Annotated in this window: 18 protein-coding genes; 9 read left to right on the forward strand and 9 right to left on the reverse strand. The window is 65.7% G+C overall.

Annotated features, from left to right (window positions below; genetic code table 11):
* Positions 1–181: 181 nt before the first annotated feature.
* Complete coding sequence (locus tag QCE48_RS19555) at positions 182–628, forward strand: DUF3597 domain-containing protein (protein WP_309784157.1); 447 nt, start codon at positions 182–184, stop codon at positions 626–628.
* 57 nt (positions 629–685) lie between these two features.
* Here the strand turns inward: QCE48_RS19555 and QCE48_RS19560 are convergent, their stop codons facing one another.
* The 3 genes from QCE48_RS19560 to QCE48_RS19570 form a co-directional block, all read right to left on the reverse strand.
* Entirely contained in the window at positions 686–1,360 is a 675-nt protein-coding gene (locus QCE48_RS19560; protein ID WP_309784158.1) for an HAD family hydrolase, read from the reverse strand.
* A 61-nt stretch (positions 1,361–1,421) separates the two neighbouring features.
* Positions 1,422–1,814, reverse strand: a complete 393-nt coding sequence (locus QCE48_RS19565) for a DUF6632 domain-containing protein (protein ID WP_309784159.1) — start codon at positions 1,812–1,814, stop codon at positions 1,422–1,424.
* Between the two features lie 270 nt (positions 1,815–2,084).
* Positions 2,085–2,969, reverse strand: a complete 885-nt coding sequence (locus QCE48_RS19570) for an aldo/keto reductase family oxidoreductase (protein WP_309784161.1) — start codon at positions 2,967–2,969, stop codon at positions 2,085–2,087.
* A 139-nt stretch (positions 2,970–3,108) separates the two neighbouring features.
* Here QCE48_RS19570 and QCE48_RS19575 point away from each other — a divergent pair, with 139 nt between their 5' ends.
* Both QCE48_RS19575 and QCE48_RS19580 read left to right on the forward strand, forming a co-directional pair.
* Positions 3,109–4,005 carry a LysR family transcriptional regulator gene (locus QCE48_RS19575; protein ID WP_309784162.1) on the forward strand — a complete coding sequence of 299 codons (897 nt, stop codon included), beginning with the start codon at positions 3,109–3,111 and terminating at the stop codon, positions 4,003–4,005.
* A 287-nt stretch (positions 4,006–4,292) separates the two neighbouring features.
* The gene (locus QCE48_RS19580) at positions 4,293–5,036 is read left to right on the forward strand and encodes a ProQ/FINO family protein (protein ID WP_309784163.1); all 744 of its coding nucleotides are present in this window, start codon (positions 4,293–4,295) and stop codon (positions 5,034–5,036) included.
* Here the strand turns inward: QCE48_RS19580 and QCE48_RS19585 are convergent.
* Complete coding sequence (locus QCE48_RS19585) at positions 5,033–6,229, reverse strand: chromate transporter (protein ID WP_309784164.1); 1,197 nt, start codon at positions 6,227–6,229, stop codon at positions 5,033–5,035. The genes QCE48_RS19580 and QCE48_RS19585 overlap by 4 nt on opposite strands.
* A gap of 380 nt (positions 6,230–6,609) precedes the next feature.
* Here QCE48_RS19585 and QCE48_RS19590 point away from each other — a divergent pair, with 380 nt between their 5' ends.
* The 4 genes from QCE48_RS19590 (at position 6,610) to QCE48_RS19605 (ending at position 11,511) form a co-directional block, all read left to right on the forward strand.
* On the forward strand, positions 6,610–8,181 hold the full coding sequence (locus QCE48_RS19590; RefSeq protein WP_309784165.1) for a sensor domain-containing diguanylate cyclase: 1,572 nt from the start codon (positions 6,610–6,612) through the stop codon (positions 8,179–8,181).
* A 161-nt stretch (positions 8,182–8,342) separates the two neighbouring features.
* On the forward strand, positions 8,343–9,461 hold the full coding sequence (locus QCE48_RS19595; protein WP_309784166.1) for a PHB depolymerase family esterase: 1,119 nt from the start codon (positions 8,343–8,345) through the stop codon (positions 9,459–9,461).
* Between the two features lie 75 nt (positions 9,462–9,536).
* Positions 9,537–9,833, forward strand: a complete 297-nt coding sequence (locus tag QCE48_RS19600; protein ID WP_309784167.1) for a hypothetical protein — start codon at positions 9,537–9,539, stop codon at positions 9,831–9,833.
* Between the two features lie 124 nt (positions 9,834–9,957).
* Positions 9,958–11,511: a phospholipase D family protein gene (locus QCE48_RS19605; RefSeq protein ID WP_309784168.1), complete on the forward strand. Its 1,554-nt coding sequence runs from the start codon at positions 9,958–9,960 to the stop codon at positions 11,509–11,511.
* Between the two features lie 20 nt (positions 11,512–11,531).
* Here the strand turns inward: QCE48_RS19605 and QCE48_RS19610 are convergent, their stop codons facing one another.
* Positions 11,532–11,987, reverse strand: a complete 456-nt coding sequence (locus QCE48_RS19610) for a universal stress protein (protein ID WP_309784170.1) — start codon at positions 11,985–11,987, stop codon at positions 11,532–11,534.
* Positions 11,988–12,304: 317 nt separating this feature from the next.
* On the opposite strand from QCE48_RS19610, the gene QCE48_RS19615 reads away from it, so the two are divergent.
* Together QCE48_RS19615 and QCE48_RS19620 are read left to right on the forward strand one after the other, a co-directional pair.
* The gene (locus QCE48_RS19615) at positions 12,305–13,099 is read left to right on the forward strand and encodes a transporter substrate-binding domain-containing protein (RefSeq protein ID WP_309784172.1); all 795 of its coding nucleotides are present in this window, start codon (positions 12,305–12,307) and stop codon (positions 13,097–13,099) included.
* Entirely contained in the window at positions 13,096–16,254 is a 3,159-nt protein-coding gene (locus tag QCE48_RS19620) for an EAL domain-containing protein (RefSeq protein WP_309784173.1), read from the forward strand. The genes QCE48_RS19615 and QCE48_RS19620 overlap by 4 nt, the downstream gene beginning before the upstream one ends.
* 70 nt (positions 16,255–16,324) lie before the next feature.
* Here the strand turns inward: QCE48_RS19620 and QCE48_RS19625 are convergent, their stop codons facing one another.
* The 4 genes from QCE48_RS19625 to QCE48_RS19640 form a co-directional block, all read right to left on the reverse strand.
* Complete coding sequence (locus QCE48_RS19625) at positions 16,325–16,738, reverse strand: Hsp20/alpha crystallin family protein (protein ID WP_309784174.1); 414 nt, start codon at positions 16,736–16,738, stop codon at positions 16,325–16,327.
* A gap of 30 nt (positions 16,739–16,768) precedes the next feature.
* On the reverse strand, positions 16,769–17,209 hold the full coding sequence (locus QCE48_RS19630) for an Hsp20/alpha crystallin family protein (protein WP_309784176.1): 441 nt from the start codon (positions 17,207–17,209) through the stop codon (positions 16,769–16,771).
* A 253-nt stretch (positions 17,210–17,462) separates the two neighbouring features.
* Entirely contained in the window at positions 17,463–17,747 is a 285-nt protein-coding gene (locus tag QCE48_RS19635) for a hypothetical protein (RefSeq protein ID WP_309784177.1), read from the reverse strand.
* A gap of 340 nt (positions 17,748–18,087) precedes the next feature.
* The gene (locus QCE48_RS19640; RefSeq protein WP_309784178.1) at positions 18,088–19,215 is read right to left on the reverse strand and encodes a purine nucleoside permease; all 1,128 of its coding nucleotides are present in this window, start codon (positions 19,213–19,215) and stop codon (positions 18,088–18,090) included.
* Between the last annotated feature and the right edge of the window lie 194 nt (positions 19,216–19,409).

Below are 19,409 nucleotides of genomic sequence, written 5' to 3' on the forward strand. Positions count from 1 at the left end.
TTTTTTGATCGGCGTTGCAATTCGGCATCGGCGTGGAGAAAACGCGTCTGACGCGTGCGGCGCCAGCGCCCGCGACGTGGCCGAGCAGCCGGCAAACGGGCACATCGACGCAAAAGTGAATGGCTGGGAACGATCGTTGCGATTCGGCACGAGGCAATCAGCCCACTTCACGGAGACCGACATGAGCATCTTCTCGACCATCCTCAACAAGATTTTCCCGCACGACCATCCGGCGGCCTCGGGTTCCGGCGCGACCGCAGCGCCCGCCACGCCGCAGCAGCCGAGCCCGGCGTCGGCGTCCGCCGCGCCGTCGGGTTCGTCGACGCCAGCCGCGGCGGGCGCGGTCCAGCCGCCCGTCACGCCGATGCCGGCCGTCGATGTCGAAGCCGTTCTAAGCAGCATGCAGGCGAGCCAGGGGCAGGAACTGAACTGGCGCACGTCCATCGTCGATCTGATGAAACTGCTGGGGCTCGACAGCAGTCTCGCCGCGCGCAAGGAACTGGCGCAGGAACTGCACTACGGCGGAAACACGGAGGATTCGGCAGCGATGAACATGTGGCTGCACAAGGCGGTCATGCAAAAACTCGCGGAAAACGGCGGCAAGGTGCCCGACGACCTCAAAAACTGATTGGCGAGCGCGCCGAACCGGGAAGATCCGCGCCGCGTTCGCGCGGACTCCCGGCCGCTACGGCCGCGCGGCCACTTCGTCCAGATGCAGCAGCAGGTCCGCCGGATCTTCGTAGACGCGCAGCGCGCCCGCGCGTTCCAGTTCGTCCATGCCATATCCGCCCGACAGCAGGCCGACGCCGAGCGAGCGGCAGCGACGCGCGGCGAGCATGTCCCAGATGCTGTCGCCGACCACCACCGTATGCTCGATCGAAACGCCGAGCCGCTCCGCCGCCGCGATGAACAGGTCGGGATCGGGCTTCGCGTATTTCACGTCGTCGCGCGTGACGACGACCGCCGTCGCCGGATCGACGCCCAGCGCCGCCAGATTCACCGCCGCCGTTTCCATCCGGCCGCTCGTCGCGATGGCCCAGCGCGTGCCGGCCTGCGTCAGCGCCGCCAGCAGTTCGCGCGCGCCGGGCAGCGGACACACCTGCGCGCGCAGCCGCTGATACGCCTGCGCATGCGAGCGCCGCAGCCGCTCGACGCGTTCCGGACTGATCTCGCCGTGCGTCTCGCGCAGCAACTGGTTGGTGAACAGGCCGCCGCTCATGCCGATCTTGCGATGGATGCGCCACACCGACAGTTCGATCCCTTCGTCGTCGAGTGCTTCCTTCCAGGCGAGCACGTGCTGGTACACGCTGTCGACGAGCGTGCCGTCGAGATCGAACAGGAACGCGGTTTCGATTCGCATGATGTCAATCCTTCCAGGAGTGTGCGACCGGCGGCGCGCCGGGTATGAATGCGCAATCGTACTACCGCACGGACGATAACTTTGCCTTGCGCGGTGTCAACACCGCCAGCACGATCGCGACGATAAAGAGCGCGGGAACGTCGCCGAGCAGGTGAGCGCGATGCGCCGGGTGGGCGAACGACTGCACCGCCATGATCGAACCGTGAACCGCGCTCGACCAGACGGTGAACCAGATGAGGCTCAGGTGCGCGAGCGGATCGCGCGCGGCGCGGATCAGGAAGACGCCGAGCGTCGCGTAGATGCCGACGATCATCGCCGGATAGTCGGAATAGCCGGTGTTCCACGCCCAGCCGGAGGGCCAGACGAGCATCAGCGGATAAAAGCCCGCGACCGATATCGCGCCGACCACGATCAGCGCGATCCGCAGGTACTTCAGCCGGTGAGCTTCATTCATGTGAACTTCGGTCGGTGGTCGAATGAATCCGTTATAGACGCGAACGGTCGAAAAAACAGGTCGCGATGCGCCGTGGCTCAATGCGAATGACGCTGATGGATGTCCGGGTAGTGCACGTGCGAATGCGCGATCAGCGCGTGGCGTCGATCTCGTCGCATCCGCCGCGACATCGTTAGCGAGCGCCGCGATGGACCTCGAAACGACCGCCGGCGCGCGCGACGCCAACGCCGACGACGGCGAAGTCGAAGTCGAATAACGACGCAGCCGCGTTCAACCCTGCGCGCCGGACTCGATCGCGTTGAGTTCGGCCAACACCTCGGGCGGAATCGCGAGCGACGCCGCCGCGAGATTCTCGTGCAGATGCCCGACCGACGATGTCCCCGGAATCAGCAGGATATTCGGCGAGCGTTGCAGCAGCCATGCGAGCGCAACCTGCATCGGCGTGGCGCCGAGCGCGGCGGCGGCGCGATCCAGCGTCGACGATTGCAGCGGCGTGAATCCGCCCAGCGGAAAGAACGGCGTGTACGCGACGCCCTCGGCGGCGAGCGCGTCGATCATCGGATCGTCGTCGCGATGCGCGAGGTTGTAGTGATTCTGCACACAGACGATGTCCGCGATCGGCCGCGCTTCCTCGTACTGTCGCTGCGTGACGTTGCTCAGGCCGATATGGCGGATCAGCCCCTGGCGCTTGAGGTCGGCGAGCACGGTCAGCGGCGCTTCGATCGACGCCTCCGACGGCCCATGAACGCCGCCCACCCGCAGATTGACGACGTCGAGCGCGTCCAGGCCGAGATTGCGCAGATTGTCGTGCACGGCGTCGGCGAGTTCCTTCGGCGAGAGCGCGACGGGCCACGACTTGTCCGCTTCCCTGCGCGCGCCCACTTTCGTGACGATCACGAGGTCGTCGGAATACGGATGCAGCGCGCGGCGGATGATCTGGTTGGTGACGTGCGGGCCATAGAAATCGGACGTATCGATGTGATCGACACCGCGCGCGATCGCTTCGCGCAGCACGGCGACGGCCGCGTCTTCGTCCTTCGGCGGCCCGAAGACCTGGGGACCGGCGAGCTGCATCGCGCCGTAGCCCATGCGGTTCACCGTGATCGCGCCGTCCGCGAATGTGAAGCGGCCGCCGAGAAGGCTTGAGGAAGTCATGCGATTTCTCCGTTGAGGTTGGATTGCCGTGGAGAAACTATAGGCGCGAGCGCGTTGTGCGATAAGCGGATTCATTCGATACAGGTCGTGCGAAAAACCGCACAATGGGCGCTTACGACCTTTGCAACGGAGCGCGGCGATGGCGTTGGATCTTGGCAACCTGGCGGCGTTCATGGCGGTCGCGCAAAGCCGCGGTTTTCGCGAGGCGGCGCGCACGAGCGGCTATTCGGCATCCGCGTTGAGCGCCGCCGTGCGGCGGCTGGAAGCGCAGGCCGGCGTGCGGCTCTTCCAGCGCACGACGCGCAGCGTCACGCTCACCGAGGCCGGCACGCAACTGCTGGAGCGGCTCGTGCCGGCGCTCGGCGAAGTGGAGGCCGCGCTCGACGTCGTCAACGGTTTTCGCGAAAGTCCGCGCGGCACGCTGCGGCTGAATGTCCCGGCCGTCGCGGCGCGGCTCTTTCTGTCGCCGATCATCGAGGCATTTCTGCGCGAACATCCGGACATCCGGCTCGAACTGACGGTCGATGATACCTTCGTCGACGTGCTCGCCGCCGGTTGCGACGCCGGCGTGCGTTACGAGGAGCGGCTCGAACAGGACATGATCGCGGTGCCGATTGGCCCGAGGCGGCAACGCTTCGCGACCGCCGCCGCGCCGGCTTATCTCGCGGGCCGCGCGCGGCCGCGCCATCCGCGCGATCTGCTCGGGCACGCGTGCATCCGACAGCGCTTCGCGAGCGGCGCGATGCCGCCGTGGGAATACGAGCGCAAGGGCAAGACGGTGCGCGTGGACCCGAGCGGGCCGCTCGTCGTGACGACCATCGCAGCCGATATGGCGGTGAGCGCGGCGGTGGCGGGACTCGGCGTTATTTTCCTGTTCGAGGAGTGGCTCGCGCCCGCGTTCGAAAGCGGCGCGCTCGAACCGCTGCTCGAAGACTGGTGGTGCAGCTTTTCCGGGCCGTTCCTGTATTACCCGAGCCGCCGGTACATGCCGGCGCCGTTGCGGGCCTTCGTCGATTTCCTTCGTCGATTCCACTAAGCAATTGGATTCATCTTGCACTAGCGGTTTACACGATTCGGGTTTATACTGACCGTGTCTCCTCCATGTCTCAACCGATATGGATTATGCCCGCCAAATTGAGCGGGCTTTTTTTTGCCCGCCGTTCGCCCCGACCGGCGGCCAGCACCGTTTCGCACGCGATTCGCTTGATTCGCGCGGCACGATATGGACCGGTTGCGTATCATGCGTTTTGCGGTCACGCGACGAGCGGCCGACTGGCGCTCGTCATTTACGACCGGCATCGAAAACTTCCTGAGGCATGCACCATGGGCTTCGAACAACTCGCGGCACTGAAAGAGCAACTGGCGAAACGGGCGAAAACGCCGCCGCCGAAGACGTCCGAGGCGTCCAAACCGAACAAGCCTTCCCGGCAGCATCGTCCGCAGGCGGGCGAGCCCGGCCGCGACGCCCAACCGTCGCAGACGAAGGGCGCGCAAGCGAAGGGCGCGCAGTCGAAGTCCGCGCAGTCGAAGTCCGGACAGGCGCGGACGGCGCACGCCCGGCCCGAGCGCGCGAAATCGCCGCGTCCGGCGCCGGTGCAGGCAAGGCCCGTCGACGCGAAGCCGACCGATCCCGTCGTGCTGACGATCCGCAAGCTGCAGAACAGCTTCCCGCAGGCGTTCCCGAAGAAGCCGGCGTCGAAGGTTCCGCTGAAGGTCGGCATCTTCAAGGATCTGGTCGCGCAGGCGGAACAACTCGCGCTGACGGAAGCCGAATTGCGCGACGCCATTAAGATCTGGTGCCGCGGCAGCCGTTACTGGTCGAGTCTCGTCGAGGGCGCGCCGCGCGTGGATCTCGGCGGCGCGGCCGTGGGCGAAGTGTCGGCGGAAGATGCCGTGCGCGCCCGCAATTCCGAATCGAACCGCGCCGCAAAGGCGGCACGCAAGTGCGAACAGGCCGCGACGCCGGAACAGGCACTGGCCGTCGTGGCACCGCAGGACGAATCGGCGGACGGACAGTCGGCCGAACCGGCCGTCGCACCGGAGCAGGCCTCAGCGAGCCAGTCCTAATGACATAGCAGCCAGAGGCCGAATGTGCCCGCGACGGTCGCGTAGACGGTATACACCGGCAGCTTCAGCTTCGCGAGGCACATGCATCCGAAGGCCGCGGTCACGAGGTACGCAGGCTGCGGCGGAATGTGCAGGAGAATCTTCAGCACGGCGATCGCGAGAAACGCGGTGGTGGCGGCGCGCAGCAGCCGCATGCCGTTCTCGAAGCGCGGGTAGCTCTTGAGCGCCGCGAGATGCCGCTGGGCGAAGATGACGAGGCATCCGGAGGGCACGAACAATGCGACCGTCGCGACGAGCGCGCCCAGCCAGCCATCGATCAGATAGCCGAAGAACGGAATCACGTTCAGAAGCGGCCCCGGCGCGATCGGCGAAAGGGCGAAGGCCAGCGTGAAATCGTTGTCGGAGACGCCCGTGCCCGGCGTGACGAACAGCGCCTTCAACACCGGCAGCGCGGAAAAACCGCCCCCGAACAGCGTCAGCCCCGCGCCCGCGAGCCGCGGCCACAACAGCGTGAATTGCCACGGCGTCGGCAGCGGCAGCGCAAAAACCAGCAGCAGCGCGACGAGCACCACCGGCAGCCGCCAGTCGCTGCGCGCGCGCAGGACATCGGAGACGGTCTCGCGTTCCGCTTCGAGCATCCATCCCGCGGCGAAAGTGCTCGCGAGCACCAGCACATAGGCCCCTGGCCCGTGCGCAAGCACGAGCGTCGCGCAGGCGAAGAGCGATGCCGCCCATTCCACCTTGCCGCGCAGGATCGTGCGGGTCTGCTTGTACCACGTCACGCCGATCAGCACGGCCAGCACGACGCTGAAGTGATTCACGAGCGTCGGCGAGGTCAGCGAGCGGACCAGCGGCGTGCGATAGAAGATCGCGAAAAGCGTCATCAGCAGGAAAAACGGCAGCACGCTCCCGATTCCGGCGGCCCACGCGCCCGCGCGGCCGCGTAGTACGTGTCCCAGTTGCACGGCGACATTGCATCCCACCGGCCCGGGCACCATCCACGCGAGCGCCGTCAGATCGGCGAACGCCAATGGGGAAAGGCACTGCCTGCGTTCCACATAATGGCGTTCGAGTTGCGCCATGAGTGCGAGCCCGCCCCACGATACCGACGATAACCCGCATACCGTCCAGAACAGGCGCCAAAGCGATTCACGCTCGCCCGCGAGATTGATGTCCGCACTTGTCATCGCCATTTTTTCGTATTCCAAAAACTTGATTTGTTTTGTCCTGCTTTTGTGCGCGCGGTAGAAAGCGCTGTGCGATCATGCGATTAATGGTGGTTGATTGCCGCAGGTCGCCGAATACGAATGTTCGTGCTGCATAACCTACCGACTTGTCGTGCGCGACGCGTGCGAACCCTCGAACCGGGACCGTCGAATTTCCGTGCGATCCCCGCCAGGCTTGGGTTTCCCGCGATATTAACGCAGCCTTGCATTCGTATTGCGAAAGGACGATCGGGGTTTTCCTGATGTGGGCATTTATCCAACGAAAACGTTTCAGAAGAATTTTTTCAATGGCACTGAAGTGTTTTTATAAATAGAATTCCCTGGCAAACGTTTCAAAGCTCTGATCAATGAAAACGAACGAATGGTTTATAGGTCTGCGAGAACGATTCGTAGACAAGGAATCCATCGCGCTGAATGGCATCGTGTATGGCGCTGCGTTGCTTGCCATCGTGATGGTCGGTCTGAGCGCGCTCGTGCTTTATCAGAGCCGCCAGGACGCGCTCGAACGCACGCGCGAAACCTCGCGTAATGTCGCGCTGATCGCCGAGCGCGACATCGTCCGAAATTTCGAGCTTTACGATCTCTCGCTTCAGGCGGTCATCGAAGGACTGAGGCAGCCCGCCGTCGGCGCGCTGCCCGCGCATCTGCGCCGCGACGTCCTGTTCGACCGCGCGGCCACCGCGAAATTTCTCGAAGCGTTGCTGGTGCTCGACGCGTCGGGCAATGTCGTCATCGATTCCATGAGCGACGTGCCGCGCCGGGCCAATTTCGCCAGCGCCGCGTTCTTCACCGCGCAGCGCGACAAGCGCGACGCCGGGCTTTTCATCAGCGACCCGGTCCGCTTCGTCCTGCTCGGCCCGACGCCGAGCATCGTGCTGAGCCGCCGCATCTCGCGCCCGGACGGGTCGTTCGCGGGCATCGCGATGATCGCCGTGAGCCTCGATTATTTCCGCAATCTCTTTGCCGGGCTGTCGCTCGGCGCGCGCGGATCGGCCTCCGTGATCGGCGGCAACGGCGTGATGGTCATGCGCCAGCCGTTCGACGAACGCATCATCGGACGCGACATCAGCACGGCCAGCACGTTCCGCCGCTTCGTCGCCGACAAGGAAGGCGACTTCGCGGACACCGCCTCCATCGACAATATCCGGCGCCTCTATACGTTCAAGACGCTGCCGCATCTGCCGTTCATCGTGATGGTGGCGGTCGCCGAGCAGGACATCTACGCCGCGTGGCGGCGCCGCGCGCTCACAATCGGCTCGCTGATGGCGGCGCTCGGCGTGGCGTTCGTCGCGCTCTCCGCGGTGCTCGGCAGGCAGTTGCGGCGGCGCATGCGCGCGGAATCGGAGTTGCAGCTGCTCGCCCGAACCGACGGTCTCACGGGCCTCAACAACCGCCGCACGTTCGGGCAAATCCTCGATCTCGAATGGCGTCGCGCACGGCGCGCGCGCAGCGTTTTTTCGCTGCTTTTCGTCGATATCGACCGCTTCAAGGCTTATAACGACACCTACGGCCATCAGGCCGGCGACGAAGCGCTCGCGGCGGTCGCGAAGTGCATCGGCGAGAGCATCCGGCGTCCCGGCGATACGGCGGCGCGCTACGGCGGCGAGGAATTCGTCGTCGTGCTGCCGAACACGCACGCGGCGGGGGCGTCATGCATCGCGGAAAAGATCCGCGCGGCCATCTGCGATCTGTCGCTTCGTCACGCCGGCAGCGAGTTCGGCTGCGTGACGGCCAGCATCGGCAGCGCGAGCTGGGACCCGGAATCGGGCATGGACGTGTCCGACATGATCCAGGACGCGGACCGTGCGCTGTATCGCGCCAAGGCAATGGGCCGCAACGTCGTGGCGCTTTCGAGCCGTTGCGCCGAGGCGCAGGCCGCCGAAGGACCGGCGTTCGTGCAGGGCGCGCTCGCCCGGTAAATCGGCCAATCTCCGGCACCCGGACGACACAAAGCCGAACACGCCGGTTTTACCTCCTAAGATTATCTCGATCAGCTTGCTCGCGCCGTTTAGCGCGTGCGCCAAGCGTCTCCCTGTTTTCCTTTTTGCACGAGCCGCATCGAACCGCGCGAGGCGAGCCGATGAGAGCCATTCCGTGTGTCTGCGCATTCGCGATGTCGGCGCTGTCGGCGATCTGGCCGGGCTTCGTCTCTGCCGAGACGTACCCGCCGCTGCCTGCACTCGATATCGACGTCAGCGAGACTTCCGTCTCCGGTCTTTCGTCCGGCGGCTTCATGGCGGTGCAACTCGGCGTCGCGTATTCGTCGATCGTGAAAGGCGTCGGCGTCGTGGCGGGCGGACCGTACTACTGCGCGCAGGACAGCATCGCGATCGCGACGACGAAATGCTCGTGCACGATTCAGCCGGCGAGCCTCTGCGCAGTCACGCCGACGAGCGCCGACGTCCCCGCGCTCGTCGCGAAGACGAAGGCGTTCGCGGCGAGCCGCCTGATCGACGATGCGGCGAACATCGGCGGCCAGCGCGTCATCACGATTTCCGGCGCGAGCGACGCGACCGTGCCGCGACCCGTCGTGAAGCAACTCGGCGATTACTACGCGGCGCTCGGCGTGCCGGAGCAAAACCGCACGGAGATCGATCGCGACAAGACCGGTCACACGATGCCGACCACGAACTACGGCGTGGCGTGTTCGAAGTCCGCGTCGCCGTTCATCGGGCAATGCCGGTTCGACGCGGCGAAGGAGATGCTCGGCTGGATCTACGGTCCGGCGCCGCTCGCCGCGCCCGCGACGACGCAGGCGACGCAGACGCACTTTCTCCGTTTCGACCAGACGCGCTATCTGTCGGCGGATCGCCCCGCGAGCTTCGCCTGGACGACGGGCATGGATACCTCCGGCTGGCTCTACGTGCCCGCGGCGTGCAAGAGCGGGACGCGCTGCCGCCTGCACGTCGCGCTGCACGGCTGCGAGCAGGGTCAGGATTATTTGCCGCTCGACTCGCCGCCGGGCGGCGGCCTCTTCTACGGCGGGACGTTCGTGCGCCACGCGGGTTACGCGCGCTGGGCGGAGACCAACCGGATCGTCGTGCTGTTTCCGCAGGCAGTCTCCATCCCCGGCTTGAATCCCAATGGCTGCTGGGACTGGTGGGGCTACACCGGTAGCCATTTCGCCGACAATCGCGGCGTCCAGATGCGTGCGATCCGCAATATGATCGACCGGCTCGTGTCGGGCGCGAGCCGGTGAAGTGTCGAAGACAACAATGATCGTGGAACGGGTCTTGCGCCATCGTGAATCAACCACTGCCGGCAGGAGGCCGTCATGACGACTTCACCTTCGGACGAGAACGCGACGCCGGACGACGCACACGATGCGCCATCGGAAGTATCGGTGCCCATCGGCGATGCGATACCGGCGCCGGTCGAACCGGGCCTCGATCAGCCGATCCCCGCGAAAAGCGGCAGCCCGGGAAACGATGCCGAGGTCGCGCGCCCTGTCGAGGACACCCCGGAGGCGGTGACCGAAGTCTCGAAGCCGATCGGCGACGCCATTCCTACGCCCGTGGAGCCCGGCACGGACCAGCCGCTGCCCGAGAAGAACCCCGCCGCCGACGACTAGCCGGCAAACCGCCGAAGCCAGCACCCGACGAATCATCAGGAAAGCAGCGCGCGGCAAACCATGTAGGATCACCGACGGCGCGCTGTCCTCGGCAGCGCTTTTTCATGTCACGCGGGGAGCGCACATGATCCAGCTACGTCGACTGATGGCGGCCTTGCTCGTCCTGCTTCTGAACGCGTGCGCGAGCCTTCCGCCGCAGGGCGGCCGCATCGCGACGCACGCCGTTCACGACACCGCCCGCACGCGCCTCGGCGCCGCTTTCACGCCCGGCGAGCAGACACATCCTGGCGAAACCGCATTTCACCTGCTGCCCGACGCAATGGACGCGCTCGTCGCGCGCATCATCCTGACCGAGACGGCAGACCGCACGCTCGACATGCAGTACTACATCTGGCACGACGACGCCACGGGCCGCACGCTCGCCGCCGCCATGCTGCGCGCGGCGGACCGGGGCGTGCGCGTGCGCCTTCTGCTCGACGACCTCGGCACGAACGCGGACGATCGCGTGCTGCTCGCGCTCGCCTCGCATCCGAACGTCGAAGTCCGGCTCTTCAATCCGGTCGCGAGCCGCAGTTTCAAGCGGCTCGGCTCGGCGCTCGAATTCTTCCGCGTGAACCGGCGCATGCACAACAAGGCGCTGATCGCGGACAACCAGGGCGCGATTCTCGGCGGCCGCAATATCGGCGATGAATACTTCGGCGCCTCGACGACCGTCGCGTTCGGCGACCTCGACGTGCTCGTGCACGGTCCGGTGGTGCGCGAAGTGTCGGTCGCGTTCGACGAATACTGGAACTCGGAGGCCGCGTATCCAATCGACAGCCTGACGGGCCGTCACGGAGATCCGAACGACCTGCTCGACTATCGCGCGCAACTCGACGCGTACATGGCGTCCGAGCGGAGCACGCCGTACTTCGTCCAGGCGAAGGCGCGCCTGACCGACGCGCTGCACAGCCGCGATGCCGAATTCTCCTGGGGCAAGGCCACGCTTCTTTACGACGATCCCTCGAAGATCACCCGCGCGCCCACGGATGCAGAAGGGCATCTGATGTCGCAATTGAAGGCGCTGAAACTCCAGCCGGAGCATGAGATGCTGGTCGTCTCGCCGTACTTCGTGCCGCAAAAGGAAGGCGTCGCGTGGCTTGCGGGCATGACCGCGCGCGGCGTGCGCGTCACGGTGCTAACCAATTCGCTCGCCGCCACCGACGTCTCCGCCGTGCATGCGGGTTATCAGCGCTATCGCCGCGACCTGCTCGAAGCGGGCGTGCGTCTCTACGAACTGAAGCCGGTCGCGGGCAGCCAGTCGACGGAAAAGAAATCGACGTTCGGATCGTCGAAGGCTTCGCTGCACGCGAAGACCTACGTGTTCGACCGCACCGGCATTTTCATCGGCTCGATGAACCTCGATCCGCGCTCGGTCGAACTGAACACGGAAATCGGCGTGTATTGCGAGAGCCCGCAGGCGGCGGGCGAAGTGGTCGACGGCATCGGCAAGAATCTCGACCGCGTCGCGTGGCGGCTCGAATTGCGCGGCGATCCGCAGGGCGGAAGCCACATCGTCTGGATCGACACCGCGGCCGACGGCACGGTGACGGAATTGGACAAGGAGCCGGACGTGTCGGCGATGCGGCGCACCGGGATCTGGTTCCTCGGGCTCTTGCCGATCGAATCGCAGCTGTAAGCGAACCGCGCCGCTTTCGATCACGCGACCGCGTGGCCGCGCGTCACGGTGAAGGCGCGGCCGGGCTTCGGCACGACGGTGACGGCGCATCGCGCATGCGCCACGACGCGCCGCACGACGTGGCTCGCCGGCCAGCGCCAGAGCCAGTAGCGGCGGCAGCCCACGACGATTTCGCCCGCGCTGTGCTCGGCCGCGTAATCGACGATCTCGCGCCACGGGTCGCCGGTGCGTAGCGACAGCCGGATCGTGTCCTGCGTGTCCGGCAGCCTCGCTTTCAATGCGCACAGCGCTTGTTCCCAGTGCGCGATGCGCTGCTCCATGATCTCGTTCATGCAGGCGTCGAAACCGACGGCCGGCACCCGCGCGACCGTCAGGATGTGCAGTCGCGCGCCGCGTTGCTGCGCCATGTGTTTCGCGAAAAGCGCGGCGCCGAGCGCGCACTCCGAACCGTTGTATGCCACCACGATGCACCGCATGAGCTGCTCCCCGCCGAATCGTTTCCGCGTGTCCTGCGCCCATTCTTCAATATCCGTCGCGCGCGCGCCACCCGGCATGCGAGGGGCCGCGCTCCGCCGGAAAGCGGGCATCCGGACGGATGGATGCGCCTCGCGCGACAAAATCGGCCGCGCGCCCTCAAGATTGCCGCGCCCCTGCCGACAACGCATATGGAGCGCTTCGCGCTCGTGCATCGTATGGGCCACGGCCGTCCATGCAGGAAGGCACACCAACCGCGTGATCGATAGCGCCCGGCGACGGCCTCCGCTTTCGTTCGCTTCAAACTCCTGGAGGCGTAGTGATCCGACACGGAATCGGCGGCTTGCTGCTCGCGTTGTGCATGCTCGGTCCCGCGATGGCAGCCGGGCCCGACTGCTCGCGTCCGTTCACGCTCGCGCTGCACGATCACGGCCTGCTCTATTCCGCCGATACCGACACCGGCATCGACAAGGATTTCGCCGACGAACTGATCCGCCGCAGCGGCTGCAAGGTCAGCGTCAGCCTCATGTCGCGCGCGCGCATCTGGCAACTGATCGAATCCGGCGCGCTCGATTTCAGCCTCTCGGGCATCACGAATGCCGATCGCGACCGCTACGCGTCGTTCGCCTGGTACTTCAGCAACAAGTACTACCTGCTCGTGCGCCGCGACGCCGGCATCCAGCAACTCGCCGATTTCGAGCACAACGACGCCTTCCAGCTCGGCGTGATCCGCAGCTTCCGCTATAGCGCATCGGCGAACCGTCTCGTCGACGAACTCGCCGCCGCGAACCGCACGAGCCAGGCGGGCGGCCTCGATCCGCTCTACCAGGCGCTGCTGCTGCGCCGTATCCAGGGCATGATCATCGAGCCGTTCGACTATCCCGCGCTCGAAGAGCGAAAGATTCGCGACGTCACGGCGATCATCGAGTTCAACGATCCGGCCGTGCCGCACGGTCTCATCATGTCGAAGAAGTCGCTGCCCGCCGCCGAACAGGAGAAGTGGCGCGCGCTCGTGAACGGCATGCGCGCCGACGGAACCGTGCGGCGCATCTTCGAGAAATACTTCAAGTCCGACCTAGCGAAGTCGATGGTCGATTTCCAGGCGCCGCCGTGAGCCGGGCGCGCCTTCTTCTGCTGCCGCTCCTGATCCTGTGTGCCGCACTTAGCGTCACGTGGACCATCTGGAGCCACGAGCGGCAAAGCTCCCGCAATGAACTGCTGTCGCAGTTCAAGTATTCGCTCGGCGATACGGTGAGCCGCGTCGAGCAGCGCATGGCGACCTACGAGCTGATGCTGCGCGGCGTGCAGAGCCTCTTCGCGGCCACCGACGGCGTCGACCGCGGCAGTTTCCACGACTATGTCGGCTCGCTCAATCTCGACGCCAATTTCGCCGGCATCCAGGCGATCGGGATCGTCGAATGGGTGCCGGCGGCGCGTCGGGAGGCGCACGTCGACGAGATGCGCCGGCTCGGTTTCCCCGGTTACGCGATCCAGTCGGACGGCCGCCGCCACGACTATGCGCCGATCGTGCAACGCGAGCCGTATATCGGCCGAAATCGCGCGGCGCTCGGCTACGACGCGTGGGCCGACCCGGTGCGGCGCCTCGCGATGGAAAAGGCGCGCGATTCCGGCATGGCCTGCATCACCGGCAAGCTGCGCCTGACCGTCGACACCGAGCCGGACGCGCCGCCCGGCTTCGTCATGTACCTGCCGGTCTACGAGCGCGGCCAGCCGCTCCTGACGGTCGCCGAGCGGCGGGCGCATCTGGTCGGCTGGGTGTATGCGTCGTTCCGCATGGCCGACGTCATCGCGAGCCTTTACGGCGAACGGCCGCCCGGGCTTGCGCTTGCCGTGTACGACGGCGTCGAGGCGTCCGCGAGGTCGCTGCTCTACCGGTCCTCCGATGCCGCCGCGCCGCACGCGGGCACGCCGCTTTTCGCGAATGAATATCTGGTGGTCGCCGGGCACAACTGGATGCTCGCGATGAACGCGCAGGACGACTTCCGGACGCGCTTCGGCCGCAATGCCGAACTGACGATCGCCGTGGCCGGCACGGGCCTGAGCCTGCTTCTCGCGCTGCTCGCGTGGCTCACGCTGACGGGCCGTCGCCGGGCGATGCAGCTCGCCTCGATGATGACGCGCGAGTTGCGTGAGAACGAAGAGAAATTCCGTGCGATCGCCGACTGCACGGTCAACTGGGAAGTCTGGTGGGGTCCGGATGGCAAGCCGCGCTGGATCAATCCGTCGGTGACCGAATACACCGGCTACACCGTCGACGAATGCATGGCGATGCCCGACTTCGCGGCCACGCTGATTCATCCGGAAGACATGCCGCGCGTCGCGCCCGCCTTCGCCGACGGGCTGCGCGGCCTGCGCGGCGACGACCTCGAATTTCGCTGCGTGCGCAAGGACGGCTCGGACATCTGGTTCTCGGTGTCGTGGGCGCCGATCCGCGACGCGCGCGGCACGTTCACCGGCTTTCGCACGAGCGGGCGCGACATCACCGAGCGCAAGCAGCTGGAAGCGGAATTGCGCATCGCCGCCGTCGCGTTCGATTCGCTCGAAGCGATGATGGTGACCGACGCCGACAACACCATCCTGCGCGTCAATTCCGCGTTCACCGAGTGCACCGGTTACGCGTCGTCCGAGATCGTCGGACAGACGCCGCGCGTGCTGCGTTCGGGCCGTCACGACGACGCGTTCTTCCGCGAGATGTGGGACACGATCCGTCGCGAGGGCGGCTGGCAGGGCGAGATCTGGGATCGTCGCAAGAACGGCGAGGTGTATCCGAAGTGGCTGACGATCTCGGCCGTGAGCGGCGACGATGGCGTCGTCACGCACTACGTCATCACGCATCACGACATCACCGAGCGGAAGATCGCGGAAGAGCGGATCAGGGAACTCGCCTTCTTCGATGCGCTGACGCGCCTGCCGAACCGCTCGCTGCTGCTCGACCGCCTGAAGCAGGCGATCACGGCGAGCGCGCGCGGCGGGACTTGCGGAGCGCTGCTTTTCATCGACCTCGATCACTTCAAGACGCTCAACGACACGCTCGGCCACGACAAGGGCGACCGGCTGCTCCAGGAAGTGGCGCGACGGCTCGCGTCGAGCGTGCGCGAGAGCGACACGGTCGCGCGGGTGGGCGGAGACGAGTTCGTCGTGGTGCTGCAGAGCCTGCACGAGAACCGGCAGGAGGCGGCGATCCAGACCGAGGCGCTCGGCGAAAAGATTCTGTCGCTGCTCGGCAATACGTATCAGCTGGGCGAGGTCGAATACCGCTCGACGGCGAGCGTCGGCGCGACGGTGTTCAAAGGTCATCGGACGTCGATCGACGAATTGCTCAAGCAGGCCGATCTCGCGATGTACAAGTCGAAGGAGCGCGGCCGCAACGCGCTCTGTTTCTTCGATCCCGCGATGCAGACCGTCGTGGTCGAGCGCGCGGCGCTGGAAGCCGACCTGCGCAAGGCCATCGAGGACCAGCAGTTCCTGTTGCACTATCAGGCGCAGGTGACGCAGGGCGACAAGGTGACGGGCGCCGAAGCGCTCGTGCGCTGGCGGCATCCGCAACGCGGCCTCGTGCCGCCCGCCGATTTCATCCCGCTCGCCGAGGAAACCGGGTTGATCCTGCCGCTCGGCAACTGGGTGCTGGAAACTGCGTGCATGCAGCTCACGTTGTGGGCGCTGCGGCCCGAGATGGCGCACCTGACGATCGCGGTGAACGTGAGCGCGCAGCAGTTGCGCGAGCCCGATTTCGTCGACAAGGTGCTGGCGGCGATCGAGCGCACGGGTGCGCGGGCGCATCGCCTGAAGCTGGAACTGACCGAGAGCGTGCTCGTCGACAACGTGCAGGACATCATCCAGAAGATGTATGCGTTGAAGGCGAAGGGCGTGGTTTTCTCCCTCGACGACTTCGGCATCGGCTATTCGTCGCTGTCGTATCTGAAGCGGCTGCCGCTCGACCAGTTGAAGATCGACCAGTCGTTCGTGCGCGACGTGCTCGTCGATCCGAACGATGCCACTATCGCGAAGACCATCGTGGCGCTCGCGCAGAGCCTGGGACTCGGCGTGATCGCCGAGGGCGTCGAGACCGAAGCGCAACGCGACTTTCTCGCGAGCGCGGGCTGTCACGCGTATCAGGGGTACTTCTTTTGCCGGCCGTTGCCGATAGAAGGCTTCGAGGCGTTCGCGGCGAAGTTCGATCCGTGGCCGCGCGCGGGAGCGGGGCGAAAGCGCGGCGGCGTCGCGGGGGACGTGCGGGTCGAGGCCTGATCGGCGCATGCAAAAAAGCCATCGTCGGGGACGATGGCTTGCTTTCTGCATTGAATCAACGCGCGGCTGATTATTGCGTGCGCACTTCGATGCGTCGCGGCCGCGCTTCTTCCCGCCGCGGAATGGTCAGCTTCAGCACGCCGTTCTGCAGGTTGGCGTCGATGCGCGACGTGTCGAACTCGTCGCTCAGCGTGAAGGCCCGCGCGAAGAACGGCTCGCGAAGCTCGACATGGCTCGGCCGCAAGTTATCCGGCGTCGACACGACGGCCTGGGCTTCGATCGAAAGCCGTCCGTCGTGCACGCGCACGTCGAGGTTTTCGCGCGGCACGCCCGGCAGGTCGGCCCACAATGTTACGCCGTGCGTGTCTTCGACGATGTCGACGGCCGGCGTCAGCGCGACGCGCCGGGTACGCTGGGGCTCGCGCCGCGCGACTTCGGCGGCTGCTCCGGCATTGCGTTCTGCGATCTGAGTCTGTGCGTTCATGGCTTCTCTCCCGATGTATCGAGTATCCGGTTACTGAATGGCGATGGCGCGCGGCTTCGATGCTTCGCGCTTGCCGACGCTGATGGCAAGGGTGCCGTTCGAATAGCGTGCTTCGACCTTGTCGGGATCGACGTTCTGCGGCAATTCGATCACGCGCCGGAAGCTGCCGAAGAAGCGTTCTTTCGCGTAAGTGCGCGTTTCGCCTTCGGTGCTCGCTTCGGTTGCACGGCGCTCGCCGCTGATGGCGAGCGTGCCCTTGTCGATCGTGACGTCGAGCGACGCCGGATCGACGCCCGGCACGAACGCGACGATCTCGATCGAGTCGTCGGTGCTGCCGATATTCAGTTGCGGAAAGGCGTTCGCGCGGGTCGAACGGATGCTCGACGGCAGATTGCCGAGCAGCGCGGACATCTGGCGCTGCACGCGATCGAAATCACCGAACAGGTCGCTTGTGAAATAAAGGTCACTCATGGCTTCGTCTCCGTGATACGGACGTTGGGATCGGTTGGGCCGCGAAGCGGAACTGCTTCGTGGCTGCGTTGATACCCAGATAGGAGCCGCCAGGGGACTTTCAATATCGATCCAGCGAAATTTTCATTCGCAGTCGATATCGCGTTGGAGCGTCTTGAAACGCGCTTTGCCGCCCATATTTGCGAACGTTTTTGCGCGCGGAAAGCGGGAATCGGGAAGGCGCATCCACCCGGGCGCGCCTTTCATGCGAGGCTTACTGGCCGAAGAAGATGTCGCAGTTCGGCGCGGCGCTGCACGAACCTTGCCGATGTCCCGGCGCGGACATGCTGCGGCTCGCGGGCGTGCCGCCGTAGGACGTGTCACCGGTGGATGCGGCCTGCATGCCGGCGTTCTCTTGCGCCGCTTGCGTGGACTGCGCAGTCTGCATCGGGCGCATCGTCTGTACGAGTTGCTGCTGCTCGGGCGTCATCTGCGCTTGTGCGGCGCCCGCGATGGCGAAAAGCCCCACGGCAGCGGCGGCGAAAAGTCTTGCGTTCATGTCGATCTCCTTGATGGCGCGCGCTTCACTGCGCCTTGCGTCGATGGTGTCGTGCCGCGTTCGTGCAATTACGCACGCGAATGCGGCCGGAATGGCGCCTGCCCTGCCAAGCGACTTGCTGAGGAAAGCGATCGATTGTGGCGGTCGGATCCGGATGCAGTCGGGCAAGCACGATATACAAGTTATAGACGCTCGCCGCGCGCAGATAGTCCGCATGAAGGAGACATGCGTTCGTGGGGATGCTTCGTACTCGGTGCTTAAAACAGCGCAGGGCGCGTTGCTTCCCGGTCCGAAGCATTCGCCGTGGAGAAGGCGGCCGCCGCCGCCTTCGTTCGTGCGTTCAGCGCGTCGGCACGCCGTAACGCCATTCGCTCCAGTGCGCGACGATGTCCTGCACGAGCGGATTGCCCGCGCGATACAGGTTCTCGATGGCGGGCGCAAAGCCGCCCTGCGCCTGGTAGTTGAGCAGATTGTCCGCGGCCGTCTGGCCTTCGTAGGGACGGTCGAAATCCGATCCCGAGCGCAATGCAGCCACGCGGTTCAGATCGACGCGCCCCGTGCTCGCCGCGCGCTTGAGCGCTTCATACGTGGCGTTGTCTTCCTGCTGCGTCGTGCAATAGGTGCCCTTGTTGTCGGTGAGAAGCTTCGTCCAGTCGCGCGCCCGCTCGCCGATGTACTTGCCCGACCACCACGTGTCGCCCGCCAGCGTGTCGCACTGGATCACCTTCGGCACCTGATTCGCCGGGGCGTAGCTGAACTTGGCGCGCGCGGCCTGCGCCTCCGGGCTGTCGGCGAGCACGACGTTGCGCGAGAGCGCGAACGCCGTATCGGCGAGTTTCGCATTCAGCGCGAACGCCTCCGTGCGGTAGTCGAGCGGCGGTTTCTCCGTCGGCGATTTCGTGTTGATGCCGGTAAAACCGCTCGGCCAGCTGTCGGGCTTTTCGCGCGCGTCGAGTTCCCACTGGATGCCGAAGTCCACCAAATACTTCGCCCACGCCGCCGAGCCGACCGTGCCCTGCATCGGATCGATGCCCGCGATGCCCGCGATCATGAAGTAGGTGCGGCGCAAATCGAACTTGTCGGAGAAGGTGAGCGCCATCAGCGAAGCGGCGGCGTTCGTGTGTCCCATGCCGGTGGTCAGCACGCAGATGTCCTGCCGGTTGCAGTGCACCTCGGGATAGTCGGGTGACAGACCCGGCACCTTGATCGCCTTCCACGGACCGAGGCGGTCGAGCCAGACCTGTCCTTCGGGACCGAACATCGAGATGATCATCACTTTCACGTCGCGGTCGCCGCCGGCGTGATCGCCGCGATGACCGCCTGAGCGGAAGTCGTCGGAGTCTTGCGCAAACGTTGGCGCGCACGCGCCGAAGGCGAGCGTGGCGGCGAGCGCGGCCGCGCTCCGCGCGGTGAGCGCCGCATACCGGCGGCGGGGCAGACCCTTCTTCGACAGCGCATTCACTTTCATCGGTGGCTCCGTGAGGTTGGAAGCGGGTGCATGAGAGCGGCGCGCGGGGCGCCGGCCCGGGTTTCGGTCCGTCGAGGCGCCCGGGTCCGGCGATTATATGGGTGAATTAAATGTTTGTAGGCGACCGGAAAGACGGCGCTTTTCGCCGTTGAAGCGCGTTGCACAGGCCGCGCGGAAAGTGCTTTTTGCGCACG

Origin of the sequence: Caballeronia sp. LZ024, from assembly GCF_031451455.1 — a bacterium.
GTDB lineage: Bacteria > Pseudomonadota > Gammaproteobacteria > Burkholderiales > Burkholderiaceae > Caballeronia > Caballeronia telluris.

Excerpts from the sequence above, each read along its gene's own strand:
- QCE48_RS19555 (WP_309784157.1), top strand. The coding sequence starts at position 182 with ATGAGCATCTTCTCGACCATCCTCAACAAGATTTTCCCGCACGACCAT.
- QCE48_RS19560 (WP_309784158.1), bottom strand. The coding sequence starts at position 1,360 with ATGCGAATCGAAACCGCGTTCCTGTTCGATCTCGACGGCACGCTCGTC.
- QCE48_RS19565 (WP_309784159.1), bottom strand. The coding sequence starts at position 1,814 with ATGAATGAAGCTCACCGGCTGAAGTACCTGCGGATCGCGCTGATCGTG.
- QCE48_RS19570 (WP_309784161.1), bottom strand. The coding sequence starts at position 2,969 with ATGACTTCCTCAAGCCTTCTCGGCGGCCGCTTCACATTCGCGGACGGC.
- QCE48_RS19575 (WP_309784162.1), top strand. The coding sequence starts at position 3,109 with ATGGCGTTGGATCTTGGCAACCTGGCGGCGTTCATGGCGGTCGCGCAA.
- QCE48_RS19580 (WP_309784163.1), top strand. The coding sequence starts at position 4,293 with ATGGGCTTCGAACAACTCGCGGCACTGAAAGAGCAACTGGCGAAACGG.
- QCE48_RS19585 (WP_309784164.1), bottom strand. The coding sequence starts at position 6,229 with ATGGCGATGACAAGTGCGGACATCAATCTCGCGGGCGAGCGTGAATCG.
- QCE48_RS19590 (WP_309784165.1), top strand. The coding sequence starts at position 6,610 with ATGAAAACGAACGAATGGTTTATAGGTCTGCGAGAACGATTCGTAGAC.
- QCE48_RS19595 (WP_309784166.1), top strand. The coding sequence starts at position 8,343 with ATGAGAGCCATTCCGTGTGTCTGCGCATTCGCGATGTCGGCGCTGTCG.
- QCE48_RS19600 (WP_309784167.1), top strand. The coding sequence starts at position 9,537 with ATGACGACTTCACCTTCGGACGAGAACGCGACGCCGGACGACGCACAC.
- QCE48_RS19605 (WP_309784168.1), top strand. The coding sequence starts at position 9,958 with ATGATCCAGCTACGTCGACTGATGGCGGCCTTGCTCGTCCTGCTTCTG.
- QCE48_RS19610 (WP_309784170.1), bottom strand. The coding sequence starts at position 11,987 with ATGCGGTGCATCGTGGTGGCATACAACGGTTCGGAGTGCGCGCTCGGC.
- QCE48_RS19625 (WP_309784174.1), bottom strand. The coding sequence starts at position 16,738 with ATGAACGCACAGACTCAGATCGCAGAACGCAATGCCGGAGCAGCCGCC.
- QCE48_RS19630 (WP_309784176.1), bottom strand. The coding sequence starts at position 17,209 with ATGAGTGACCTTTATTTCACAAGCGACCTGTTCGGTGATTTCGATCGC.
- QCE48_RS19635 (WP_309784177.1), bottom strand. The coding sequence starts at position 17,747 with ATGAACGCAAGACTTTTCGCCGCCGCTGCCGTGGGGCTTTTCGCCATC.
- QCE48_RS19640 (WP_309784178.1), bottom strand. The coding sequence starts at position 19,215 with ATGAAAGTGAATGCGCTGTCGAAGAAGGGTCTGCCCCGCCGCCGGTAT.